Source organism: Burkholderia territorii, assembly GCF_001718335.1.
Classification (GTDB): domain Bacteria; phylum Pseudomonadota; class Gammaproteobacteria; order Burkholderiales; family Burkholderiaceae; genus Burkholderia; species Burkholderia territorii.
In genome coordinates this window covers 2,074,723-2,099,021 of record NZ_CP013365.1, presented here as the reverse complement: position 1 = coordinate 2,099,021, position 24,299 = coordinate 2,074,723, and the positions used below count along the sequence as shown (strand labels likewise).

Sequence of the window (24,299 nt, the reverse complement as noted above, 5' to 3'; positions counted from 1 at the left end):
GTTGAAACAAAGCGTGACGAAGCGCAAAACCGCCGCGAACTGTCGGGGGCGGCCCTGCCGATTCGTGTGTGCGCAGGTAGAATGGAAGGCCTGACGACTCATTAGCCGCCATTGAACCGAACGCGTTGCATTGCGAACGGCTCCACCGCAAAGAGGCGTCGGCGCCGGGCACATGCGTGCCGCTGGCGTGGCGATGGCTCGCGCGGCAGATGCGCCGTTCGCAACATGCGGCGGCCGGATCGGCCGATGGCTTCGATCGCATGATGCTCTCCGACCTGACGCGGCGGTTTTCCAAGCCGCGTTGCCGTTCCCTCGCGCTTGCCACGTCTGTGTGGCTCGTGGCCGCTGTTCCGATTTCCGGGCTTGTCGCGCGGCCAGCCTTCGCCGCTTCCGACGTGCCGCCGGCCACTGCTACGTCATCCTCATCAACTGCTTCGAGCGCGCATCCGGCGTCGCCGGCGCGTGCGTCGGCCGAGGTCGGTCCGGCGTCCACCGTGCATCGTCCGTCGCCCGCCAGCGGTGCGTCGGGGGCGTCCGGCGCCTCCCCGGCTTCGGCCGCGTCGGCAGCATCGGCTGCATCCGGCACATCGGCAAGCGAAGCCGAGGCACCCGCGCCGACGCCGCCGCGCCGGCACCCGCCGCTGTCGGCAGACGACGCGAAGAACGCGACCGAGCGCGCGATCGACATGCGCAAGCGCTTCACGCAGGAAGTCACGCGACGCCTGAACGTGCCCGCGAGCGAACAACGCGCGTATGGCGACCGCCTTCAGAAGGCGCTCGACGATGCGGATCTCGGCGACCTCGCCGGCGAATATGTCGCGATGGTCGACCGCGCGCCGAACGTGCAGGCGCTGTTCATCTACTTCCGCGCGACACCGTCCAACGCGTGGCTGATGATCGGCGCGTCGCCGGTCGGCACGGGATGGCCCGGCCAATACGATCACTTCCTGACGCCGCTCGGCGTGTTCCACCACTCGCCCGACAACATGGACTTCCGTGCGGAAGGCACGACGAACGACAACGGCATTCGCGGCTACGGCGCGCGCGACATGCGCATCTACGACTTCGGCTGGGTCGATGGCGAGCGGGGCTGGGGCAAGGGCGGCAAGTCGCCGATGCGCTTCCAGATGCACGCCACCGACCCCGACCGCCTCGAGCCGCTGCTCGGCATCCGGCATTCGAAAGGCTGCGTGCGGATTCCCGCTTCGCTGAACACGTTCCTGGACCGGCACGGCATCCTCGACGACGACTATCAGGCGCGCGTCGAGGCCGGCAAGTCGTTGTGGGTGTTGCGCCGCGATCGCGACATCACGCCGATCGCCGGCCGCTACCTGGTGGTGATCGACAGCGCGCGCAAGACACGTCCGGCATGGTCGCCGGCGCCGGGGCGCAATGCATGGTCGAAGCTGCCGAAGAGCGGCGACACGGCGGACTGACGACTGTCGGTGCGACGATGCGGCGAAGGCCGTACGACGCGGGCGCCGCGTTCGACGCACTGGCTGCGACGCTCGCTGCGGCCTGAGCGCGTTGTCGGCAGGCGCAACGTTCAGGTGCTGACGCGGCTCGCCGGCGAAATCGAACAATCTCCAGTCACGGAACGCGAAACGCCACGCATCGTCGACGCGCTCGAACGCCTCCACGATGCGTGGCGCGTGCCGTGATCGCTTCGTTCAGACACGCTAAGCATCGCGCCGCGCACTGCTCAGCGGAAGATCTTCAGCCAGTCGAACAGCCCCGGGTGCGGACGCCGCCTCGGTGCAGGCGCCGGTGCGCTGCGCGGCCGGAAGTCGGGCGAGAACTGCGCATGCGGATCGATCGCGCGCGCCCGCAGCGCCGCGTCGTAGAACGAGCCTACGATCGGCAGCGCGCTGTGCGCGCCCGCGCCCCAGTAGTCGCTGCGCAAAGTCACGCTGCCGTCGTCGAAGCCGACCCAGGCGCCGGCCACCAGTTGCGGATGCATCAGGATGAACCAGCCGTCCGTGTTGTCCTGTGTCGTGCCGGTCTTGCCCGCAACGTCGACACGAATGCCGTAGCGCGAGCGGATGTCGGCACCGGTGCCGTAATCGACGACGCCGCGCATCACGTCGACCAGCGTCTGGGCCGCGGCCGCCGGCAGTGCGCGTTCGGGCGGCGCGCTGCCGAATGCGGCCAGCACCTTGCCGTCGCGATCCTCGATGCGCGTGATCATCTGCGGCGCGACGTACACGCCGCGGTTCGCGACCGTGCCATATGCGGACACCATTTCCTTCAGCGTGACGGGGCTCGTGCCGAGCGCGAGCGAGGGCACCGCGTCGAGCGTGCTGTCGCGCACGCCCATCGCGCGCGCGAGCTGCGCGACCCGAGCCGCGCCTTCGCGCTGCATCACCTGCGCGGTAATGCGATTGCGCGACAGTGCGAGCGCGTCGCGTAGCGTCATCGGCGCGTCCGTCGGCGGCTCGGCATCGGTCGGGTGCCACACCGCGTGCGCGCCGATCGGGATCGCGACGGGGCGATCGACGAACGTATCGCCCGGCCGCATGCCGTCCGCGAACGCGGCGCCATAGACGAACGGCTTGAACGTCGAGCCCGGCTGGCGCCGCGCCTGCACGACGTGATCGAACGGCTCGCTGCCGAAGTCGGGGCTGCCGACCCATGCGCGAATCGCGCCGTTGCGTGGATCGATCGCGACGAAGCCGGCCTGTACCTGCGTCTTGCGCTCGCACAGCGCGCGGATGAACGCGCGATTCGCGCCGAGCTGCTTCAGTGCCGCCGCATCCGCGAGCCCCGCGTCGCGCGCGGCGCGATAGTCCGGTGTCTGCCGGATGAAGCCGCGGAACAGGTCGTTGCGCAGCCCGCAGCCGGACGGGTTGTGCCATGCGCTATCGGCGATCGCCTGCAGGCGATCGGTCTGTTGCGTCAGCGCTCGCGTCGCCATGTCCTGCAACTGCGCATCGAGCGTCGTGCGCACGACGAGCCCGTCGGCGTAGAGATCGTAGTTGTTGCGGTCGGCCCATGCGATCAGCCACTTGCGCAGCTGCACCGCGAAATGAGGGGCGGGGCCGGGCTGCGCTGTCTGCGGTTCGAAGTCGACGCGCAGCGGCCTGCGCTGCAACTGCGCGAGCTGTCGCGGCGACAGCATGCCCATGGCCGCCATCCGGGCGAGCACGATGTTGCGGCGCTGCACCGCGCGCTCCGGGTTCAGCACGGGGTTGTAGTAGCTATTGCCCTTCAGCATCCCGACGAGCGTCGCGCTTTCGACGATGTCGAGCTGGTCCGCCGACTTGCCGAAATAGGTGCGCGCGGCCATCTCGACGCCGTACGCGTTGTACAGGAACGGCACCGTGTTCAGGTAGGTCTCGAGAATCTCGTCCTTGCTGTACACCGTTTCGATCTTGAATGCGGTGATCAGCTCCTTCACCTTGCGCGTGAGCGTCGGCGCGCGGCCCACTTCGTCCGGATACAGGTTGCGCGCGAGTTGCTGCGTGATCGTCGAGCCGCCCTGGCGGCTGCCCGAGAACGTATGCAGCCCGGCCGCGAGCGTGCGGCGCCAGTCGATGCCGTGATGCGCGTAGAAGCGGTGGTCCTCGGTCGCGATCAGCGCGTCGACCATGTGCGGCGAGATCTGCTTGAGCGGCACCCACTCGCGGTTGACCGGCCGGAATTCGGCGATCAACTGACCATCGGCCGACAGCACGCGCGCGGGGCGGTCGATGCGCGCCTTGCGGATGTCGCCGATGCTCGGCGTAAACGGGACGAACGCGAGCAGAACCAGCAGGCCGAGCAGTGGTATCGCGGCGAGCGTCAGCGCGACGCCGCGGCGCGTCGGATGACGCAGACGATGCCACGCACCGGCGCCCAGCACGCGGGCGCCGGTGCGGCAGCGAAGCCACAGGTCTCGAAGAAACGGCACGAAGCGATTCACGGCAGCAGGAGCGCGAGCGGAAAAGGCGCGATCCTAGCAAACGGCGCACCGTTGGCGGCGGCCAAACCGGCTGTTTTCTTGCAGGATTTACAGACGATTACGTTTGTTTCCCGCGGACAACCTTTGGTCGGCCGCGCCGTCGCGATTCTTCCGATGAAACGGTGCCGGCCGCTTCGCCGACCACGTCCGCGAGCCGCTGCGCGGCCGCTTCCATCCGCGTGCGATCGAAGCCGCCGAAGCCGAGCACGAGGCCCGGGCGCGCGGTGCCCGGCGCGAACATCGGCGACACCGCGCGCACCGCGACGCCCGCTTGCGCGGCGCGCGCTACCACGTCGAGATCGTCGATTCCTTGCGCGAGCCACAGCACGACGTGCATGCCCTGGTCGCCCGGCTGCACCCACGCGCGTTCGCGCGGCAGCCGCGCGCCGAGCGTGTCGATCAGCAGCGCGCGCTGTTGCGCGTAGACGCCGCGCACGCGGCGAATGTGGCGGTCGAGATGCCCTTCCGCGATGAACGCGGCGAGCACGTGCTGATCGGCGGTCGGCGCGTGCCGATCCATCAGCGCGCGCGCGCCGCAGAACGCGGGCACGAGATCGTCGGGCACGATCACGTAGCCCAGCCGCAGCGAAGGGAACAGGATCTTGCTGAACGTGCCGAGATAGATCACGTGTTCGGGATCCAGGCCTTGCAGCGACGGAAACGGGTAGCCTTCGTAGCGCAATTCGCTGTCGTAGTCGTCCTCGACCACCCACGCGCCATGCGCGCGCGCCCAGCCGAGCAGCGCGTTGCGTCGCGCCATGCTCATCGGCATCCCGAGCGGGTACTGGTGCGACGGCGTGACGAACGCCGCGCGTGCGTCCGGCGCGAGACGGATGCCGGCTTCGACGTCGATGCCGTCCGCGTCGACCGGCACGCGGACCATCGCGTCATGCCGGCCGGTGCTTTCGAGCAGCGCGGTGATGCCGCGATAGGCGGGATTCTCGACCCACGCGCGATCGTTCGGGCCGAGCAGGATCTGGCTCGCGAGATGCAGCCCCTGTTGCGTGCCGCTCGTGATCACGACCTGATCGGCGGTGCAGCGCACCGAACGGGAGCGGCGCACGTAATCGGCAATTGCTTCGCGCAGCGGCAGCGCGCCTTGCGGATCCGCATAGCCGGACGGCGCACCGGCGCCGCGTGCGCGCAGGCGGTTGCCGAGCCGGCGCCAGATGTCGTCGGGTGCGGTGAGCCCGACCGGCACCGAGATCGCGAACGGCACGGCCGGCAGCGGACGGAATTCGCGGGCGATCCGTGCGAACGTCGCGGCCGGTTCCGGCAGGCCGGTGCGTGCCGCGCGCGGGCGGGGCACGGATGGTTCGCCAGCCGGCGCGGAGGGCTCGGCAAGCGCGTTCGCCACGCGCGTGCCGGCACCGCCGCGCGACTCCAGGAAGCCTTCGGCGACGAGCTGCGCATACGCGTCGACGACGGTGCCGCGCGCAACCTGGAGCGACGTCGCGAGCAGCCGCGTGGACGGCAGCGTGTCGCCGGGCCGCACGTCGCCGCGCCGTACCGCGTTCCGCAACGCCTGCGCGAGCTGGCGGCTCAGGTCGCCGGCCGCGCGGTCGAGCACGCCGAGCGACGGGATTTCGATGACTCGGGCGGTTCTGGCCATGATTCTGGTCTGTTGAAATTGTTCGAAACCGGCTCTACAGCATAAACCAGTTAGCGGTCACAATCCGCGCATGACGGGCCGGTTCCGGCCCGTTTCGTCCGAACCCTGTCCAGCCGTGGAGCCGCCATGTATGTGCCTGCCGAATTCGCCGAATCCCGCCCCGACACGCTGCGCGAACTGATCGTCGGTCATCCGTTCGGCACGCTGGTCACGCACGGCAAGAGCGGGCTCGATGCGAGCCACCTGCCGTTCGAGTGGCTGCCGGTCGATGGCGGCCTCGGCGAGCTGCATGCGCACGTCGCGCGCGCGAATCCTGTGTGGCAGGAGGTCGCGAACGGCGACGAGGTGCTCGTGATCTTCCGCGCCGGGGACGCGTACATTTCGCCGAACTGGTACCCGAGCAAGCACGCCGCGCATCGGCAGGTGCCGACGTGGAATTACGTGGTCGTGCATGCGCACGGGCGCATCACGGTGCGCGACGACGAGAAGTTCGTGCGTGGCGTGGTGGCGCGGCTGACGCGCACGCACGAGGCGTCGCAGCCGGTGCCGTGGAAGATGGCCGACGCGCCGAAGGACTATCTCGACACGATGCTGCAGTCGATCGTCGGGTTGCAGATCGAAATCACGCGGCTCGTCGGCAAGCGCAAGCTCGGGCAGAACAAGGCGGTCGACGATATTCGAGGCGCGGGCGATGCGCTGATTGCGGACGGGAATCTCGCGATCGGGGAGGCGATGCTGGCGGAGGCGGATGCGAAGCGGAAGTGAGTCGCGGTGAATCGCAGCGGGCGCATGCCGCGCCCTCGGCCGGCGCACGCTACTGCGTGCGCGTCGCTCCCTGCGACGCCTGCGCCAGCGCCCCCCGGATCGCCGCTTCCGTCTTGTCATACCCGCCCTCGCCATACCGCGTATAGACGACTTTCCCATTCGCATCGATCAGGTACAGCGCGGGCCAATACTGGTTCCCGTACGCGCGCCACGTGTCGTAGCGGTTGTCCTGCGCGACCGGGTACTGGATACCGAAGCGCTTGACCGCATCGGCGACGTTCTTCGCATCGCGCTCGAACGGATACTCGGGCGTATGCACGCCGACCACCACGAGCCCTTGGTCGCGATACTTCCGGTACCAGTCGTTCACGTACGGAATCGTATGAATGCAGTTGATGCACGAGTACGTCCAGAAGTCGACCAGCACGACCTTGCCGCGCAACTGGTCGAGCTTGAGCGGCGCGCTGTTGTGCCAGCGCTCGATGCCGGCGAAGTCGGGCGCCTGCATGCCGGCCAGCGACGCGGTCGGGCCCGCGTCGTCGCGGGTGCCGGCGAAGGCGGCGAGCCCGGCCGTGGCGGCGAGGGCGATCACGAGGGCGGCGGTCCTGAATCTGGGCAGCATGGCGGTTCTCCGGTTCGGCCGGCCACCGCGCGAATGCATCGGCCGGACAGGTTTCGACAGTCGTCATTGGGCCGCGCCGACGTATCTGCGGTGTGTCCGGCAAGCCGCGCGTGTGCAATGTTGTGTGTCGTCACGGCGGCGCGATACATTGGGATACAAACGCGCGCCCGCGGTGCGGTATAAAGGCGGACATCGCCAGCCGGAACATCACGCCAACGACACCGACTCATGGACAAGATCGACCACGTATTGATCGTCGACGACGATCGCGCGATCCGCGAACTGATCGCGGACTATCTGGAGAAGAACGGCATGCGCGTGTCGCTCGCGGCGAACGGCCGCGAGATGCGCAACGTGCTCGACGATGGCGCGCCCGACCTGATCGTGCTCGATCTGATGATGCCCGGCGAGGATGGCCTCACGCTTTGCCGCGACCTGCGCGCGGGCAAGTTCCGGACGGTGCCGGTGCTGATGCTGACGGCCCGCGGCGAGGAAACCGACCGCATCATCGGCCTCGAGATGGGCGCCGACGACTATCTCGCGAAGCCGTTCGCGGTGCGCGAACTGCTTGCGCGGATCCGTTCGGTATTGCGCCGCGCGCGCATGCTGCCGCCCGGCATGCAGGTGACGGAGACGGCCGCGATGCTCGCGTTCGGCGAATGGCGGCTCGACACGACGGGGCGTCACCTGCTCGACACCGAAGGCACGCTGGTTGCGTTGAGCGGCGCCGAGTACCGGCTGCTGCGCGTGTTTCTCGACAATCCGCAGCGCGTGCTGACGCGCGACCAGTTGCTCAATCTCACGCAGGGCCGGCAGTCCGACCCGTTCGACCGGTCGATCGACCTGCTCGTGAGCCGGCTGCGGCAGCGTCTGCGCGACGGCGCGCGCGAGCCGCGCTACATCAAGACGCTGCGCAACGAGGGCTACGTGTTCTCGTCGGCGGTGACCGCGGTCGAAGGCGACGCATGAGCGCGCGCACGCCGTGGCACTGGCCGCGCTCGCTGTTCGCACGGCTCGCGCTGATCCTGTGCGTGGGCCTCGCGCTCGCGCAGACGCTGTCGTTCTGGCTCACCGTGACCGAGCGCGACCAGGCGACCACCAACCTGATGATGGGCTACATCGAGCGCGAGGTCGCGAGCTCGGTCGCGCTGCTCGACCACCTGCCGCCCGACCAGCGCGCCGCGTGGCTGCCGCGTCTCGCGCGGCGCAGCTACGCGTTCATCCTCGGGCCGGGCGAGACGGGCACGCCGCCGGAAGCGCGGCTCTCGGCGCGCGTCGAGCGCTCGATCTCGGACGGCATCGGCGGCGATTACCCGCTGACCGCGAACGCGCTGCCCGGCGATCGCGAGCATCTTCAGGTGCATCTGCGCCTGACCGACGGCTCGCCGCTGACGATCGACATCCATCCGATGTCGACGGTGCCGCTGTCGGGCTGGCTGCCCGTCGTGCTCGCGCTGCAGCTCGCCGTGCTGGCCGCGTGCTGCTGGCTCGCGGTGCGGCTCGCGACGCGGCCGCTGAAACAGCTCGCGCAGGCGGCCGACGCGCTCGGCCCCGACCTGAAGGGCGAACGCCTGAGCGAGGACGGCCCGTCCGAAGTCGCGCGCGCGGCCCGCGCGTTCAATGCGATGCAGGACCGCATCGCACAATACATGGCCGAGCGCATGCAGATTCTCGCGTCGATCTCGCACGACCTGCAGACGCCGATCACGCGGATGCGGTTGCGCGTGGACGTGATGGACGACGACACGCAGGGCGCGAAGCTGCGCCAGGACCTGCTCGAGATGGAGCATCTGGTGAAGGAAGGCGTCGCGTATGCGCGCACGCTGCACGGCACGGAGGAGGCCGCGCGCCGCATCGATCTCGATGCGCTGCTCGACAGCATCGTGTGCGACTACACGGATGCGGGGCAGGACGTCGCGCTGCACAGCGGCGGGCCGCTCGCGCTCGTCACGCGGCCGAAGGCGCTGCGCCGGATCGTCGGCAACCTCGTCGACAACGCGCTGAAGTTCGCAGGCGCGGCCGAGATCGACGTGCGGGCGGCTCCGGGCGGCGGGGCCGTCATTGCAGTGCTCGATCGCGGGCCCGGCATTCCGGACGATCAGCTCGACGCGGTGTTCGAGCCGTTCCGGCGCGTAGAGACGTCACGCAATCGCGAGACGGGCGGCACGGGGCTCGGCCTTGCGATCGCGCGTCAACTTGCGCTTGCGATGGGCGGCACGCTCACGTTGCGCAACCGGCCGGACGGCGGCGGGCTCGAAGCGCGGCTGACGTTGGCGAACGTTGCGTGATGCGCCGGGCAGGACGCTCGGTCGCGATCGAACGCGTGCGGCGAATCGGTATCCGGGGAACGACGCGCGGTGAGCGCAAGGCGATGCCGTGTCAGCAGCGGCCGGTGCGCAGCGCGACGGTCCAGTCGTCGCGGCCGCGCGATGCCGCGGTGGCGGCGGCCGTATGCCAGTCGTATTCGACGGCATGGAACTCGGCGTGCCAGCCGGCCGGCGTGCGCGACACCATCGCGTAGCGCGCATGCGGCGAACCGGTTTCGATCTTGTGCGGATGCGGAAGATCGTCCATGTACGCCTGCAGCCCGACGCTGCCCGGGTTGACGATCACACGGCCGTCGTCGAGCTTCGCGATGCGCGGCACATGCGTATGACCGCACAAGATCAGCGACGCCGTCGCGTCGCTCGCGCGCTGCGCGATTTCATCCGGCGTTGCCGCGCGGCAGCCGTCAGGCGTCACCGTTTCGAGGAAATAGTCGAGGTCGCTCGCGGGCGTGCCGTGCACCATCAGCACGTCGTCGCCGAGCGTCAGGCGTTCGGGCAGCGCGGCGATCCATGCGCGATGGTCGTCGCGCAGCGTGTCGTGCGCCCAGCGGTCCGACAGCCGCATCGTGTCGCGATCGCCGGTCAACAGTTGCCGTTCGTGATTGCCCTTGATGGTCGGCAGGTCGAGCGCGATCAGGCGGTCGGCCGTGTCGGCCGGATGGAGCGCGCCCGACACGATATCGCCGAGGTTGACGATCACGTCGGCGCCGCGGCGGCGCACGTCGTCGAGCACCGCGTCGAGCGCGGCGAGGTTGCCGTGGATGTCGGACAGCGCGGCGATTTTCATGGCGGGTCAGTCGAGGCGGGGAATCGCGATTGTCGCGAATTCGGCGCGGATCGTCCAATCGCGTCGCTGGCGCGATACGCGCGACGCGGCGGGTTTCAGTCGGTCGCGAGGCGCGCGTACATCGCGAAATCGCCCGGTACGCCGCGCACCATCCGGTACGCGCGCAACAACCCTTCGTAGCGGTAGCCGCATTTCTGCAGGACGCGCGCCGAGCCGGCGTTGCCGGTCAGCACGACACCCTGGATGCGCATGAAGCCACCTTCGGCGAACGCCCACGCGGTGACGCTCGCGCACAGCGCGCTCGCGATGCCGCGCCCCCAATGCGACGGTGCGAGGTCGAACGCGATCTCGGCCGAGCGGTTTGCGCTGGACACCGTATGGAGTCCGATGGTCCCCGCCAGGGCGCCGGACGCGTCGTCGACGATTGCAAGGCGGCGGATCGAATCCGGATGCGTCGACTCGATGCCGTCGAACAGCGGCAGCAGCTCGTCGCGCGCATGGAGGTTCCAGCTCGTGTGGCGGACGACGTCATGTTGCGACAGGTACGCGTACCACGCGTCGAGATCCGCGCGTTCGAGCTGCCGGAGCGACACGCCGGGGAAACCGGAGCGGGGCGGCGCGGCGATCCTCATCGCTCGCCCGGCACGCACGATGCGGCGCGCATGCCGACGCGCCTACGCGGCATGACGCCGGTACAGCGCGAGCGAACCGGCGAGTGCGATCAGCATCGCGCCGCACGTGCGTTCGAGCCACAGCGCGCCCGAGCGCTTCAGCAACTGCACCGCGCGAGCGCCCAGCAGCGCGTAGCCGAACATCACGGCCCCGTCGAGCAGCGCGAACGTGACCGCGAGTGCGACATATTGCGGCGCGAGCGGCGCGGACGGATCGAGGAACTGCGGCAGGAAGGCGGAGAAGAACAGATAGCCCTTGGGATTCGTCACCGCGGTCAGGAAGCTCTTCGCGAAGATCGATGCGTTGCGTCCGTGCGTCGTGCCGTCATGCGCGACGGCGACGTCGAGCGAGCCCTTCGACGTGAGCAGCCGGATGCCGACATACGCGAGATAGGCGGCGCCCAGCCATTTCACCACGGAGAACCAGAATGCCGACGCGATCAGCAGCGCGCCGAGGCCGAGCGCGACCGCGACGATCAGCACGAAGTCGGACAGCATCGCGCCGGCGAAGCCGTACGCCGCGCGGCGCACACCGTAGCGCGAGCCGTTGGTCAGCGCGAGCAGCACGGTCGGGCCGGGTGTCGCGATGCCGACGAACGCGACGGCGGCGAAGATCAGCAGGGTCGTTTGATGCATGCCGGAGGCTCCCTGTGGAAGGCGGGTGCCCGATTATCGGGTGCGCGTCGTCGCGCTGTACAGCGGTGTTCGCTGCGCAGCCGATTATCTCGATTCCGGCAAGAAATTGTTTTCATTATTGCGCTGTCGATCGGAACCGGTTCCAACTACCATGGCGGCCGTGGCGGGCACGCTCGCCGCGACGTCGCGCGCGCGTGTCGCACGCGCGCGTTCCCGTGTGCGGACGCTGCCGGCCTCGCATGCCGGCGGATCTCCCGGCCGCACACGCTACTCGCATAGAACAACGGGTTCACCGCCCGGAGACACTAAAAACCATGAACAAGCAACTGATCGCAGCTCCGCTGCTGCTTTCGCTCGCGGGCATCGCATCCGCGCAAAGCTCCGTCACGCTGTACGGCATCGTCGACGCCGGCGTGACCTATCGCAGCAATGAACGGGTCGGCTCGCCGGGCGCCTACACGGGGCATTCGAACGTCGGCCTGACCACCGGCAACCTGTCCGGCAGCCGCTGGGGCATCAAGGGTTCCGAGGATCTCGGCGGCGGGATGCGCGCGCTGTTCGTGCTCGAGAACGGCTTCGACATCACCAACGGCACGTCGGGCCAGGGCGGCCGCCAGTTCGGCCGGCAGGCCTTCGTCGGCGTCGGCAGCACCCGTTACGGCACGGTCACGCTCGGCCGCCAGTACACGTCGCTCGACGACTTCGTGAGCCCGGTCGGCCCGTCGTCGTTCATCGGCGGTTTCGGCGCGCACCCGGGCGACATCGACGATCTCGACCAGACCGCGCGCGTCGACAGCTCGATCAAGTACACGAGCGCGAACTACGCGGGCTTCACGTTCGGCGCGCTGTACGGCTTCGGCGGCCAGCCGGGCAGCATGAAGCAGCGCAACACGTGGAGCGTCGGCGCGGCCTACGCGGCGGGGCCGCTGCGCGTGGGCGTCGGCTACGAGCGTTCGGACAACAGCAAGACGGGCGCGACCGACCCGACGGCCGGCAAGTGGCAGAGCACCGACGACGGCCTGTTCAACTCGTCGATCAACGAAGGCTATGCGAGCGCGCAGTCGCAGCAGATCATCGCGACCGGCGCGACGTACGACTTCGGCCCGGCCGTGGTCGGCGTGAACTACAGCAACGTGCAGTACCGCAGCGGTGCCCAGTCGCTGTTCAACGGTCATGCGACCTTCAACGTCGCGGGCGTGTTCACGCGCTGGAACGTGCAGCCGCAGACGCAACTGTTCGCGGGCTACAGCTACACGCGCGGCAGCGACGTCGACGGCATCGACAACCGCGCGCAGTATCACAACGTCACGCTCGGCGCGGTCTACGACCTGTCGAAGCGCACCAGCGTGTACCTGCTCGGCGCGTACCAGCATGCGTCCGGCACGACGCTCGACGCGCTCGGTCGTCCGGTGGCCGCGACCGCATCGGTGTCGGACAAGGCCAATGGCCACTCGTCCGACTCGCGGTCGCAGGTGATTGTGAGCCTCGGCCTGCGCCAGAAGTTCTGACGTCACGTGCGCGATCGGCGGCCTGCGCGTGACGCGGGCCGCCGGTTGAGTCGCGTGCTGCGTATCGATGCCGGTTCCTCCGGCAGCGCGCAAGCGACGTCGTCGAGCGCTGCCCAAGGCGCTCGATGGCCTGGACGGCCCGTCGCCCGACAATGCGAGCCGATCCGAGCCGGCTGCACGGCCGGCCGTCGCGCGGCCTTCCTCATCGGCGCTGTCCGCGTCGCTCGTCGCCGCACGCGCGGTACATCTCGATCCTTGTCCTCGTCGCATCTTCATCGGCAACGGCATTGCGCCGCGCATTGCCTCGTTTCATATATTCACGATTTGAGCTGGCAATGCGCGGGCTCGGACATTATTTTTTCTCTTTCATTTTAATTTCGATTTGTAATCATTGAGTCGATTTTCCGGAAATGGAAATTCATTGCGCGTGAATCAGAAAAAATGACGCATTCGCATTGGGTGATCCGGAATAAAGTGCCGGGGATCGAGAGTGACGACAGCACGGTCAGACGAGGAGGGGCGATGCAGTATCCGAAGCAATGCTTGTCAAGCAAATCAACGTCACGCGGTAAAAGAGTGAAATGAAAAATTCGCAGCGCAATTGAACATGTTTTTGAAAAAATCACCAATATTTCATACGCGGCGAATTAGAGTATCCAAAAGAGATCGTCCGGGAGCATCGTTCATGTTATCGAAACAAATTCGTGCGGCATTGCTTGGATTGTGCATGGCAATGCTGGCGCCGGCCGGTCACGCGCAAGTGCAATACACGACCGACTGGCTCGCGAACACGTTCGGCACGCTCGCCGCGCACGTCGGCAACGGTGCGCGCTCACTATGGGTCGCGCCCGAAGGCGTGATCTACACGGCGTCGCGCTGGGACGAGAACGCGGGCGGCGTGGCGATCTACCAGAACGGGCAGACGCTCGGCACGATCGGCATCCACGACGAATTCCAGGGTGGCGCGATCACCGGCAACGCGAATTCGCTGTTCGTCGCGCTCGGCTACAACCGCACGTTCGGCAGCGGGTCGGTCGGCCGCTACAACCGCAGCACGAACCAGCGCGACCTGCGCATTCCCGTCAGCACGTGGACGGGCATCCAGTACGCGGATGTGATCACGGGCCTCGCGACGGCCGGTAACCTGCTGTACGCGAGTGATTTCTACGGCAACCGCGTACGCGTCTACACGACGGACGGCGTGTGGCAGCGCGACATCGGCGTGTCGGGCCCCGGCGCGCTGGCGCTCGACGCGGCCGGCAACCTGTGGGTCGCGCGCAAGAGCGCGGGCGTCGTCGCGCAGTTCAGTCCGACCGGCACGGCGATGAGCACGATCCAGATGGCGGCCCGTGCGCGGCCGGCGTCGCTGTATTTCGATGCGCCGAGCGGCCAGTTGCTGGTGGGCGACGAAGGCCCCGACATGAACATCAAGATCTACACGCTCGTGGGGCAGCCCGTGCAGATCGGCACGTTCGGCGTGCAGGGCGGGTATCTCGACACGACCTCGGGCATCAAGGGGCAGGTCGGCGACAAGCGTTTCACGCGCGTCGCGGGCATCGGCAAGGACGCGGCCGGCAACCTGTACGTGCTGAACAACGCATGGGGCGGCGGCTGGGATCTCGGGCGCAACGGCAGCACCGATCTTCATTCGTACAGCCCGACGGGTGCGCTGCAATGGAAACTGCAGGCGCTGAACTTCGAAGGTGCCGCCGCGCCCGATCCGGTGACCGACGGCGCGTTCTTCTACAGCGGCAACAACGTGTACACCGGCACCGCGGGCGGCACGTTCGTCGCGAACACGATCGATCCGTTCAGCTATCCGAAGGACCCGCGGCTCGACATGAACGACTACCAGCGCGGCCAGCATTTCGGCCAGCTCGCGCTGGTGAACGGCACGCGGATGCTCGTCGCGACCGGGCAGAACCCGGGCAACTACAACATCTATCACTTCACCGCGGCGAGCGGCTACATCGCGATTCCGGACGGCTCGATTCCCGGCAAGCCGTTCAACACGACCCTGCAGGTGACGGCCGGTTTCGCGCTCGACGACAACGGCGACGTGTGGGCCGGCCTCGATCGCACCAACAACATTTCGCACTATCCGATGACGGGTTTCGACGCGACCGGGAAACCGACATGGGGCAAGCCGGTGCAGATCCCGATTCCGCGCACCGCGCTGCCGCTCACGCGAATCATCTATCAGGCGGACAGCGACACGATGATCCTCGCGCAGGGCATCGCGGGGACCTGGGACTGGACCGCGATGAACGGGCACATCGAGGTCTATCGCGGCTGGAAGGCCGGCAACACGACCACGCCGAACGTCGCGATCGATCTGACGAGCGCGAATCCGAAATCGATCGCGGCGGCCGGCCACTACCTGTTCGTCGGCTACGTGCACACGGTGCCGAACGTCGACGTGTTCGACCTGAACACCGGCAGCCTCGTGACCACGCTGACGAACTCGAACACGTCGGCGATGGACGTCGGCAACGACGTCGACTCGATGTATGGCATCCGTGCGTACCTGCGCTCGACCGGCGAATACGTGATCACGAAGGACAACTACAACGGGTCGAGCCTCGTCGTGTATCGCTGGCATCCGTGAGCGGGCATGCCGCGCTGCATGAGCCAGCTCGACTTCACATGGCCGTTCACTTCGCGCCCGTCCGTCGAATCGGACGTGTCGTGGAATTGCGCGCGCATGCGCCGCACCGAGCCGGTGAGGCGCGGGTTGCGCGGGCGCTCGTGGCGTGTCGATGAAGGTCGCGGGGCGCGCGATCGACAGCGGAAATCGCGATATCGGACGGGCGATATTCGACGATCCGACGATGGGCGCAAACGACAGGGCCGCGCGACGCCGACTCGTGCCAGCATCACGCGGCCTTCGTCAGCCGTAACAATCAGTGCGCGGCGCGTTCGTGCAGCACTTCCGACGGCCGTGCGTTGCGCACGAACACGCAGGCCAGTACCGCGCCCGCCAGTGCGATCGCGCCGGCCAGCACGAACGCGGACGCGAACGAGCCGCTGCGCTCGACGATGAAACCGGTCACGGCCGGCCCGATCACGCCGGACAGGCTGCCCATGCAATGCAGGAAGCCGCTGACGCCGCCGACGCGCGCCGGATGCACGACGTCCTGCACGATCGCCCAGTAGATCGCGCCCGTCACGTACAGGAAGAACAGCGATACCGACATCAGCGCGACCGCGCCTTGCGTCGACTGCACGGCGCCCGCGACGGCCACGCACGCGCCGGCGCCGAGCAGGCAGGTGACGAGCACGATCCGGCGCGACAGCAGCAGGTTGCCGGTGAGCCGGTACAGCGCATCCGAGATCGCGCCGCCGCACGCGAGGCCGACGGTGCCGACGAGCCAGGGCACGACGGTGGCGATGCTCATCTCCTTGATGTTCAGATGGTGCGCGCGCACGAGGTAGCTCGGGAACCAGCTCAGGAAGAAGAACAGCACGTAGTTGTAGCTGAAGAACGCTGCGGCCGTCGCGAGGATGCGCGGCTGGCGCACATAGTGCGACAGCGGATGCGCGGGCGTTGCCGTGCCGACGGCGGCCGGGGCGTGGGCAAGCATTGTCGCGGGCGCATGCCGTGCATCGCCGACCGGCGTGGCCGGACGATCCGACGTCGACACCATCCACACGACGACCCACATGAGCCCGATCGCGCACACGATCCAGAACGCCGGCCGCCAGCCGAATTGCGCGGCCAGCAGGCCGACGATCGGCCCGGCAATCGCGCCGCCGAGCGGGGAGCCGGCACTGAGAAGACCCATCGCGGTGGCGGCGGCGTCGCGCGGCAGCCAGTTGTTGACCATCTTGTTCGCGGCCGAGCACAGCGGCCCTTCGGCCATGCCGAACAGCAGCCGCACGATCAGCAGGCTCACGAAGCCGACGGTGAGCGCGGTCATCCCGCAGAACACCGACCACAGCCCGACCGACAGCACATACACGAGCTTCGGCCCGAGCCGGTCGGACGCGAGCCCGCCGATGAAATTGAACAGTGCGTAGCCGATGAAGAACGTACTGAACACGAGGCCCATCCGCGCGGCGTCGATGCCGAGATCGGTCTGCACGATCGGCGCGACGATCGACAGCGCGACGCGGTCGAGATAGTTGATGCCGTACACCAGGAACAGCAGGAATACCGTGAACCACGCCTGCGACTTCTGCTTCATCTCCGTCTCCTTCGTGCCGGTGGGCCGGCCGTCATGTTTCGTCTTGTCGATCGTTCGCCGCGTCATCGCGGACCTCGGCGGGCAAGGACATTGCCCGGGTCGCGTCGATTGCCGCGATCCCGCAGGCGCTCGCTCAGCGCGTCTGCAATGGCGCGAGCAGCGCGTCGGTGCCGCCCGCGCGCAGCGTCGACAGATGCGCGCCGACGCGCGCGATCAACGCATCGGGCCATGCCGCCGAGCCGGCGAGCATGGCGCTGCCGAGTGCGGCACGCACCGCGCCGGCGGCATCGCCGGCCGCTGACAACGTTGCGCCGAGCGCGGCCGCGCCCGGATCGCCGATCGTGAGCGGTCGGCCCGATTCGTCTTGCGCGGTGGCCAGGTAGTGCAACCACAGCGCGAGCGCGCGTTCCAGGTACGGTCGTTCGGCACCGGCCGCCGCGCTTTCGCGAAGCGCGGGCAGCCAGCGCAGCGGCACCTTCTGCGTGCCGTCCATCGAGATCTGTTCGGTGCGATGGGCGAGCGTCGGATTGCGAAAGCGCTGCACGAGCGTCGCGCAATAGCCGGGCGCGTCGTAGCCGGACGGCACGTCGACGGTCGCGAGCAGGTCGCGCGTCATGACGCCGTCGACGAGTGCCGCGATCGCCGGATCGGCCATCGCGTCGGACACCGTCGCGCGACCGCGCAACTGCCCCGCGTACGCGATCGCCGAATGCGAGCCGTTCAGCAGGCGCAGCTTCATCGTTTCATAGGGCCGCACGTCGCCGACGAGATGCGCGCCGGCGTCTTCCCAGCGCGGGCGCGGGCCGGCGAAGCGATCCTCGATCACCCATTGCCAGAACGGCTCGCAGACGATCGCGGCCGCATCGCGCGCGCCGAGACGCGCGTGCGCCCAGTCGAGCGATTCGGGCGTCGCGGCCGGGACGATTCGGTCGACCATGCTGTTCGGGAAGGCGACGTCATCGCGAATGCGTCGCGCGAGTGCGCGGTCGATGCGTTCCGCGTAGTCGATCAGCAACGCGCGCAGCGTGTCGCCGTTCGACGTCATGTTGTCGCAGCAGACGACGGTCAGCGGCGCATGGGCCGGCCGCAGACGCAGGCCGGCCGCGATCACGCCGAGCGCGGTGCGTGGCGCGTCGGGCGTCGCGAGATCCTGGCGAATTGCGGGATCGTCGGCATCGAGGCCGCCGCCGGGGCGGCGGCAATAGCCTTTTTCGGTGACGGTCAGGCTGACGATCGACACGGCCGGATCGGCGATCAGCGCCAGCAGTGCCGGCAGCGATTCGGGCGCGAACAGCGCGCCGTGCACCGCGCCGACGATGCGCGTGCGCGCGCCGTCGCCGTCGCGTTCGGTCACCGTATACAGATGATCCTGCGCGGCCAGCAGGTCGACGGTATGACGCCGCCGCAACTCGACGCCCACGATTCCCCAGCGAAGGTCGCCCTGTTCAAGCACCGCGTCCGTATACAGCGCCTGGTGCGCGCGATGGAACGCGCCGAGGCCGAGATGGACGATGCCGGTGCGGACGGCCCGCCGGTCATAACCGGGGCGGCGCGTGTCGGGCGGCGCGGTGCGCAGGAAATCGGGGGCGGATGGCATGGCGGTTGATGACGTTTGTACCATGGTAGATGGTGAGATGCGTGCAGGTTATTTCGAGTTTCTCCGCGAGGTTATCGGTGTAAACGCTAGATCGCTCGAATTCGATCCATTCTGTACCATGGTAGACATCGATATCGAGTCGGATCAATCGCGACCATGAGCGAAACGGCAGCACTGGAAGAAGCGGACGTCGTCGTCACGGCGTTGCAGGGGTTCTCGCTGGACGAGAGCCGTTCGTATACGGAACAGGTACATGCGCTGCTGCGCCACGCGATCGTGCGCGGCGCGTTGCCGCCGCGCACCGCGCTGTCGGAGGCGGTGATCTCCACGACGATCAAGGTCAGCCGCACGCCGGTGCGCGAAGCGTTCGCACAGCTCGCCGACGAACGGCTCGTGCAGATCATCCGGAAGGTCGGCACGCTGGTCGCGCCGATTCCGGTGTCGATCCTCGAGGAAGGGCGCTTCGCGCGCAGCACGCTCGAATGCGCGAACCATGTCGAGCTTGCGCAGAAAATCACGCCGGCGCAGCTCGCCGAGCTGTCGCGGATCATCGATGCGCAGCGCGAGGCGGTAGCGGGCGGCGATGTCGAGGCGTTCTTCGAACTCGACGAGGCGATGCACGGCCGGATGTTCGCATTCGCGGGCCGGCCGCACGTATGGGAAATGCTGCAGCCGATGAAGCGCCAGTTCGACCGCGTGCGCTGGCTGCTGCTCGACCGCGTCGAGGATCATGCGCGCCGCGCGCTGCAGGAGCATGAACAGATCCTTGCGCACATCGCGTCGCGCAACATGGCGCTGCTCGGTGCATCGGTCGCCGCGCACGTCGACCGGATGGGCACGCACCTGCCCGACGTGCGCGGCCGCGCGCCCCATTACTTCGTCGACTGAAACGCCCGCAGGAGGAGCGCAGTGAAAATCGAACGCTTGCAGACCATCGTCACGTGTCCGGGCCGGAATTTCGTGACGGTGAAGATCGTGACCGACGAGGGTGTCCACGGCCTCGGCGACGCGACGCTCAACGGGCGCGAGCTCGCGGTGCGCGCGTACCTGGAAGATCACGTGTTCCCGTGCCTCGTCGGCCGCGATCCGCGCAACATCGAGGACATCTGGCAATACCTGTATCGCGGCGCGTACTGGCGGCGCGGGCCGGTGACGATGACGGCGATCGCCGCGATCGACATGGCGCTGTGGGACATCCTCGGCAAGCTCGCGGGCATGCCCGTCTATCAGTTGCTCGGCGGCAAGAGCCGCGACGGCCTGATGGTGTACGGCCATGCGAACGGGCGCGATCACGAAGAGGCGGTCGACGCGGTACGCGCGCATATCGAGGCCGGCTATCGCGCGATTCGCGTGCAGTCGGGCGTGCCCGGACTCGACAAGGTATACGGCGTCGGCAAGACGGCCGGCGCGTACGAGCCCGCCGAAAAGGGTCTGCCGCCCGAGGAGCCGTGGGACACCGCGCTCTACTTGCGCCACACGCCCGAGCTGTTCCGCAAGGTGCGCGACGCGGTCGGCGATGCGCCGCACCTGCTGCACGACGCGCATCACCGCCTCACGCCGATCGAAGCCGCGCGGCTCGGCCGCGATCTCGAGCCGCACCGGCTGTTCTGGCTGGAGGATGCGACGCCGGCCGAGAACCAGGACGCGTTCCGTCTGATTCGCCAGCACACGACGACGCCGCTCGCGGTCGGCGAGGTGTTCAACTCGATCTGGGATTGCAAGGACCTGATCCGCGACCAGCTGATCGACTACATCCGCGCGACGATCGTGCACGCGGGCGGCATCACGCATGTTCGGCGTATCGCCGACTACGCGGCGATGTACCAGGTGCGCACCGGTTTCCACGGCGCGACCGACCTGTCGCCGGTCTGCATGGCGGCGGCCGTGAACTTCGGGCTGTGGGCGCCGAACTTCGGCATCCAGGAGCTGATGCCGCACAGCGCGCTGACCGATGAAGTGTTTCCGCACAACTACCGCTTCGAGGACGGCTATCTCGTGATGGACGACGTGCCGGGCCTCGGCGTCGACATCGACGAGACGCTGGCCGCGAAATATCCGTACGAGCGCGCGTATCTGCCGGTCGCCCGGCTGCGCGACGGTTCGATGTGGAACTGGTGAGCGTCGAAGAGCAGAAGGAGAGAACCGAAATGTTGAGCGTCGTAGTCGATCGTCCGAACAGCATGGCCGTGCGCGAGGTGCCGCTGCCCGTGCCCGCCGCCGGCGAAGTGCGCGTGAAGGTGCGCTATGCGGGCATCTGCGGGTCGGACCTGCACATCTTTCACGGCAAGAATCCGTTCGTGTCGTACCCGCGCGTCATCGGCCACGAGTTCGTCGGCACGATCGAGTCGGTCGGCGCGGGCGTCGACGCCGCGCGGCTCGGCGAGACCGTCGCGGTCGATCCGGTGATCAGCTGCGGGCATTGCCACGCGTGCACGATCGGCCGGCGCAACGTGTGCCGGCACCTGACCGTGCTCGGCGTGCATCGCGACGGCGGCTTCAGCGAGTACACGTGCGTGCCGGCCGGCAATGCGTACCGGATTCCCGACGCGATCGCCGATACCTGCGCGGCGATCGTCGAGCCGTTCGCGGTAGCCGCGAACGCGACGTCGCGCACCGGTGTGCTGCCGGGCGATGTCGCGCTGATCTACGGCGCCGGCACCGTCGGCCTGACGATCCTGCAGGTGCTCAAGCGCGTGTACGGGATTCGCGCATTCATCACCGACCGGCTCGACGCGCGGCTGCAGCTCGCACGCAAGTGCGGCGCGGCGGAGGACGAGGTCATCAATACGAGCGTCGAGTCGCTGCCCGATGCGCTGGAAAGGCGCGGTGTCGATGGCGGCCCGACGCTGATCTTCGATGCGGTCTGCCATCCGTCGATTCTCGAGGAGGCCGTGCGGATCGCCGCGCCGGCAGGCCGGATCGGCGTGCTCGGATTCTCGTCCGAGCCCTCGGCGCTCGTGCAGGCGGAGCTGACGAAGAAGGAGCTGACGCTCGCGGCATCGCGGTTGAACTGCGCGATGTTCCCGCAGGTCATCGACTGGATTGCCCGCGGGCTGATCCAGCCGGAGCACATCGTCACGCACAAGGTGGGCTTTCGCGACGTCGCGCAGGCGTTCGAGATGGCCGAGCGCAATCCCGAGAAAAGCTGCAAGATCCTGCTCGATTTCGCGGGCGGTTGAAACCGGATCGTGTCGACGGCCGGGGCGCGTCGCGCGTGTCGCGCGGCCCCGCCTGCCCGGTGCGAAGATGCGTCAGAACGACACCGTCGTCGTCAGCGTGACGAGCCGCGGCTCGCCGACCGCGACGATCAGGTTGCTGTTGCTCGACGGATAGTAGGTCTTGTCGAGCAGGTTCTTCACGTTGAGCTGGATGCGCGTCGGGAACTTGCCGATCGTCGTTTCATACGCTGCGAATGCGTCGACGGTCACATAGCCGGGCAGCGTGAAGCTGTTGGCGGTGTCGCCGGGCCGCGCGCCGACGAGCCGCGCGCCGCCGCCGAAGCGCCAGCGTCCGGGCAGCTTCGCGATCGCGGTGTCGTACACCGCGAACAGGCTGCCGGTATGGCGCGCGACGTTGACGAGCGGCGTGTTGCTGTCGCGATCGTTGGCGTTCGTGTACGCGTAGCTGCCGATCAGGCTCAGGTGGCGCGTGAGCTGCCCCGCGACGTCGAGTTCGATCCCGCGCGAGCGCGCGGTGCCGATCGTCGACGTGATGTCGCCGACCGTGACCGCGACGTTGCGCTTGTCGATCTGGTAAGCCGCGAGCGTGCCGGTGATGCCGGGCTTCAGGCTGAACTTCAGGCCGGCTTCCAGCACGCGGCCGAATTCCGGCGCGAGCGGTGCGGCCACGTTCGACGCGACGTTCGGCTTGAACGAGCGGCTCACGTTCGCGTATGCGGTCAACGACGGCGTGAGCGCATACGCGAGCCCGAACTGCGGCAGCCACACGTTGCCGTGCGAGCGGTCGGCGAACACGAACGGCCGTCCCATCCCCGATTCCTGCTGCCAGTCCTCCCAGCGCAGCCCGCCGACCGCGGTGAGCCGGTCGGTGATCTTCACGGAGTCCTGCACGATCATCGAATACGTGTGGACCTTCGACAGCGAATCGCTCTGCTTCGCGCTCGCGATGCCGCCGGGCGCGAGCAGGCCGTAGACCGGATCGTAGAGATTGAAGCCCTTCGTCGCGGCGCCGCGGATCGTGTCGCCGCGGAAGCTGCGTTGGCGCTCGTATTCGCCGCCGATGTAGAGCGCGTGGTTCATTCCCGCGAGCGTCAGGTTGCCGAGCAGGCCGAGCGTCGCGATCTGGTCGGAGTCGTTGCGCCCGAGATTCGCGTCGGACGTGCGCGACAGCGCGCCGGTCGCGCTGTTGAAGGCGGTCGCGCGGGTAATGTACTGATCGTAGCGGTCGCGGCCCCAGCCGTAGGTGGCGCGCACGCGCCACGCGTCGGAGAAGCGGTGCTCGATGCGCGCGCGCAGCGTTTCCTGGATCCCGCCGCTTTGCGCCCATGCCTCCTCGTAGCGTCGGTAGCGCAGCGCATCGTCGGGACGGCCGTTCACGAGCACGGTGCCGCGATCGAACGGCGTCGTGTAGTCGACGTACTGGTAGCTGATGTCGATCGACGTGTTCGCGTCATGCCACGACAGCGCGGGCGCGATCAGCGCGTTGCGTTCGCGGCCGAAGCTGCGCCAGTAGCGGCTCGTGTCGTATTCGCCGGTGAGCCGGAACGCGAGCGTGCCGCCCGCAACCTGTCCCGGCTTGCCGAGCGGGCCGGTCAGGTCGAACTGTGCATCGCTGCCGCCATGGCTCGTGCGCGACGCCGAGATGGAGCCGCCGAACGTGTCTTCGGGCTTGCGCGTGACGAGATTGATCACGCCGCCCGGGTCCTGCATCCCGTACAGCAGTGAAGCCGGGCCCTTCAGCACTTCGACGCGGTCGATCGTCGCGAGGTAGCTGTGCAGCACCGGCGTGCGCACGCCGTCGACGAGCACGGAGCCGTCGTTGTTCGAGCCGAAGCCGCGCTTGATGAACGCGTCGCGCGTGCCGCCGAGCGTATTGGTCTGCGTCACGCCGCTGATGTTGCCGAGCACGTCGTCGAGCGAGCGCGCCTGCTGGTCCTGCATCACGCTGCTGCTGACCACGGCGACGGATTGCGGAATTTCCTTGAGCGGGCGATCGTCGCCGCCCGCGACGCTGCTGGTGCGCGGCTGGTAGCCGACGGTCGGATCGGTGGCCGCCGATGCGCTGACGCTGATCGTCGGCAGCTCGCGTTCGGGCTCGCGCGACACGGGCGTGGGCGTGGCCGCGGATGCGGATGCCGCCGACGCGGGTTCGGCCTCCGCATGCGCGCCGCTTGCGACGCAAAGGGTGATCAGGGCAGGCAGGCTCGCGCGCCACGGACGCAACGTCCGTGCACGGCGGGGCGATCGACGGGATGGCATGAATCGATGAATGATGGAGTGCTAAGGATGAGGGCGTGGGCCGCAGCGCTTCGCTTGCTGACTCACCGCAGCAGGATGCGCATGATATATGTAATGAGAATCGTTTGCAATTGAAATGCGGCTGATCCGGACCGGGCAACGCGATTGCCGGGGCGCCGGCCGTCTGCTACCGTAGCGCCCAAAATCAGACGCAGTGAAATTCATCGAGA

General features: G+C 68.1%; 19 protein-coding genes. 10 read left to right on the top strand and 9 right to left on the bottom strand.

All coding sequences use genetic code 11. The features are described from left to right. Positions 1–209: 209 nt before the first annotated feature. Complete coding sequence (locus WS51_RS09270; protein ID WP_069229175.1) at positions 210–1,436, top strand: hypothetical protein; 1,227 nt, start codon at positions 210–212, stop codon at positions 1,434–1,436. A gap of 266 nt (positions 1,437–1,702) precedes the next feature. On the opposite strand, the gene WS51_RS09265 is transcribed toward WS51_RS09270, so the two are convergent. Next, a complete protein-coding gene (locus tag WS51_RS09265; protein WP_069228992.1) occupies positions 1,703–3,901 on the bottom strand; it encodes a penicillin-binding protein 1A in 2,199 nt (732 codons plus the stop codon). Between the two features lie 97 nt (positions 3,902–3,998). Then, the gene (pdxR, locus tag WS51_RS09260; protein ID WP_060328955.1) at positions 3,999–5,552 is read right to left on the bottom strand and encodes a MocR-like pyridoxine biosynthesis transcription factor PdxR; all 1,554 of its coding nucleotides are present in this window, start codon (positions 5,550–5,552) and stop codon (positions 3,999–4,001) included. A gap of 126 nt (positions 5,553–5,678) precedes the next feature. Between pdxR and WS51_RS09255 the strand changes: the two genes are divergently transcribed. Next, positions 5,679–6,317, top strand: coding sequence for an FMN-binding negative transcriptional regulator (locus tag WS51_RS09255; RefSeq protein ID WP_059501749.1), 639 nt, complete (start codon positions 5,679–5,681; stop codon positions 6,315–6,317). Between the two features lie 49 nt (positions 6,318–6,366). On the opposite strand, the gene WS51_RS09250 is transcribed toward WS51_RS09255, so the two are convergent. Beyond that, a complete protein-coding gene (locus WS51_RS09250) occupies positions 6,367–6,939 on the bottom strand; it encodes a thioredoxin family protein (protein ID WP_069228991.1) in 573 nt (190 codons plus the stop codon). A 228-nt stretch (positions 6,940–7,167) separates the two neighbouring features. Between WS51_RS09250 and WS51_RS09245 the strand changes: the two genes are divergently transcribed. Together WS51_RS09245 and WS51_RS09240 are read left to right on the top strand one after the other, a co-directional pair. Next, positions 7,168–7,908 carry a response regulator gene (locus WS51_RS09245; protein WP_059447123.1) on the top strand — a complete coding sequence of 247 codons (741 nt, stop codon included), beginning with the start codon at positions 7,168–7,170 and terminating at the stop codon, positions 7,906–7,908. Further along, positions 7,905–9,227, top strand: coding sequence for an ATP-binding protein (locus WS51_RS09240; protein ID WP_059501753.1), 1,323 nt, complete (start codon positions 7,905–7,907; stop codon positions 9,225–9,227). Before WS51_RS09245 ends, WS51_RS09240 begins: the two co-directional genes overlap by 4 nt. 91 nt (positions 9,228–9,318) lie before the next feature. On the opposite strand, the gene WS51_RS09235 is transcribed toward WS51_RS09240, so the two are convergent. From WS51_RS09235 to WS51_RS09225, 3 genes are all read right to left on the bottom strand, one after another. Then, entirely contained in the window at positions 9,319–10,053 is a 735-nt protein-coding gene (locus WS51_RS09235; RefSeq protein ID WP_069228990.1) for a metallophosphoesterase family protein, read from the bottom strand. 95 nt (positions 10,054–10,148) lie between these two features. Further along, the gene (locus WS51_RS09230; RefSeq protein WP_059543541.1) at positions 10,149–10,685 is read right to left on the bottom strand and encodes a GNAT family N-acetyltransferase; all 537 of its coding nucleotides are present in this window, start codon (positions 10,683–10,685) and stop codon (positions 10,149–10,151) included. Between the two features lie 42 nt (positions 10,686–10,727). Next, complete coding sequence (locus WS51_RS09225; protein ID WP_059942884.1) at positions 10,728–11,360, bottom strand: LysE family translocator; 633 nt, start codon at positions 11,358–11,360, stop codon at positions 10,728–10,730. Positions 11,361–11,674: 314 nt separating this feature from the next. Here WS51_RS09225 and WS51_RS09220 point away from each other — a divergent pair, with 314 nt between their 5' ends. The 3 genes from WS51_RS09220 to WS51_RS09215 all read left to right on the top strand — a co-directional run bounded on the left by WS51_RS09220 (position 11,675) and on the right by WS51_RS09215 (position 15,476). Continuing rightward, entirely contained in the window at positions 11,675–12,868 is a 1,194-nt protein-coding gene (locus tag WS51_RS09220) for a porin (RefSeq protein ID WP_069228989.1), read from the top strand. Positions 12,869–12,935: 67 nt separating this feature from the next. Further along, positions 12,936–13,196 carry a hypothetical protein gene (locus tag WS51_RS32025; protein WP_155773575.1) on the top strand — a complete coding sequence of 87 codons (261 nt, stop codon included), beginning with the start codon at positions 12,936–12,938 and terminating at the stop codon, positions 13,194–13,196. Positions 13,197–13,553: 357 nt separating this feature from the next. Then, a complete protein-coding gene (locus WS51_RS09215) occupies positions 13,554–15,476 on the top strand; it encodes an SMP-30/gluconolactonase/LRE family protein (RefSeq protein WP_069228988.1) in 1,923 nt (640 codons plus the stop codon). Positions 15,477–15,771: 295 nt separating this feature from the next. On the opposite strand, the gene WS51_RS09210 is transcribed toward WS51_RS09215, so the two are convergent. Continuing rightward, entirely contained in the window at positions 15,772–17,055 is a 1,284-nt protein-coding gene (locus WS51_RS09210; RefSeq protein ID WP_069229174.1) for an MFS transporter, read from the bottom strand. 133 nt (positions 17,056–17,188) lie between these two features. Next, positions 17,189–18,652: a mannitol dehydrogenase family protein gene (locus tag WS51_RS09205; RefSeq protein WP_069228987.1), complete on the bottom strand. Its 1,464-nt coding sequence runs from the start codon at positions 18,650–18,652 to the stop codon at positions 17,189–17,191. 156 nt (positions 18,653–18,808) lie between these two features. Between WS51_RS09205 and WS51_RS09200 the strand changes: the two genes are divergently transcribed. From WS51_RS09200 to WS51_RS09190, 3 genes are read left to right on the top strand one after another with little or no spacing between them, the layout of a single operon-like run. Continuing rightward, complete coding sequence (locus WS51_RS09200) at positions 18,809–19,540, top strand: GntR family transcriptional regulator (RefSeq protein WP_069228986.1); 732 nt, start codon at positions 18,809–18,811, stop codon at positions 19,538–19,540. Positions 19,541–19,561: 21 nt separating this feature from the next. After that, entirely contained in the window at positions 19,562–20,770 is a 1,209-nt protein-coding gene (gene manD, locus WS51_RS09195) for a D-mannonate dehydratase ManD (RefSeq protein ID WP_059790940.1), read from the top strand. Positions 20,771–20,799: 29 nt separating this feature from the next. Further along, on the top strand, positions 20,800–21,831 hold the full coding sequence (locus tag WS51_RS09190; RefSeq protein ID WP_069229173.1) for a Zn-dependent oxidoreductase: 1,032 nt from the start codon (positions 20,800–20,802) through the stop codon (positions 21,829–21,831). 72 nt (positions 21,832–21,903) lie between these two features. Here the strand turns inward: WS51_RS09190 and WS51_RS09185 are convergent, their stop codons facing one another. Then, complete coding sequence (locus WS51_RS09185; RefSeq protein WP_069228985.1) at positions 21,904–24,090, bottom strand: TonB-dependent siderophore receptor; 2,187 nt, start codon at positions 24,088–24,090, stop codon at positions 21,904–21,906. Between the last annotated feature and the right edge of the window lie 209 nt (positions 24,091–24,299).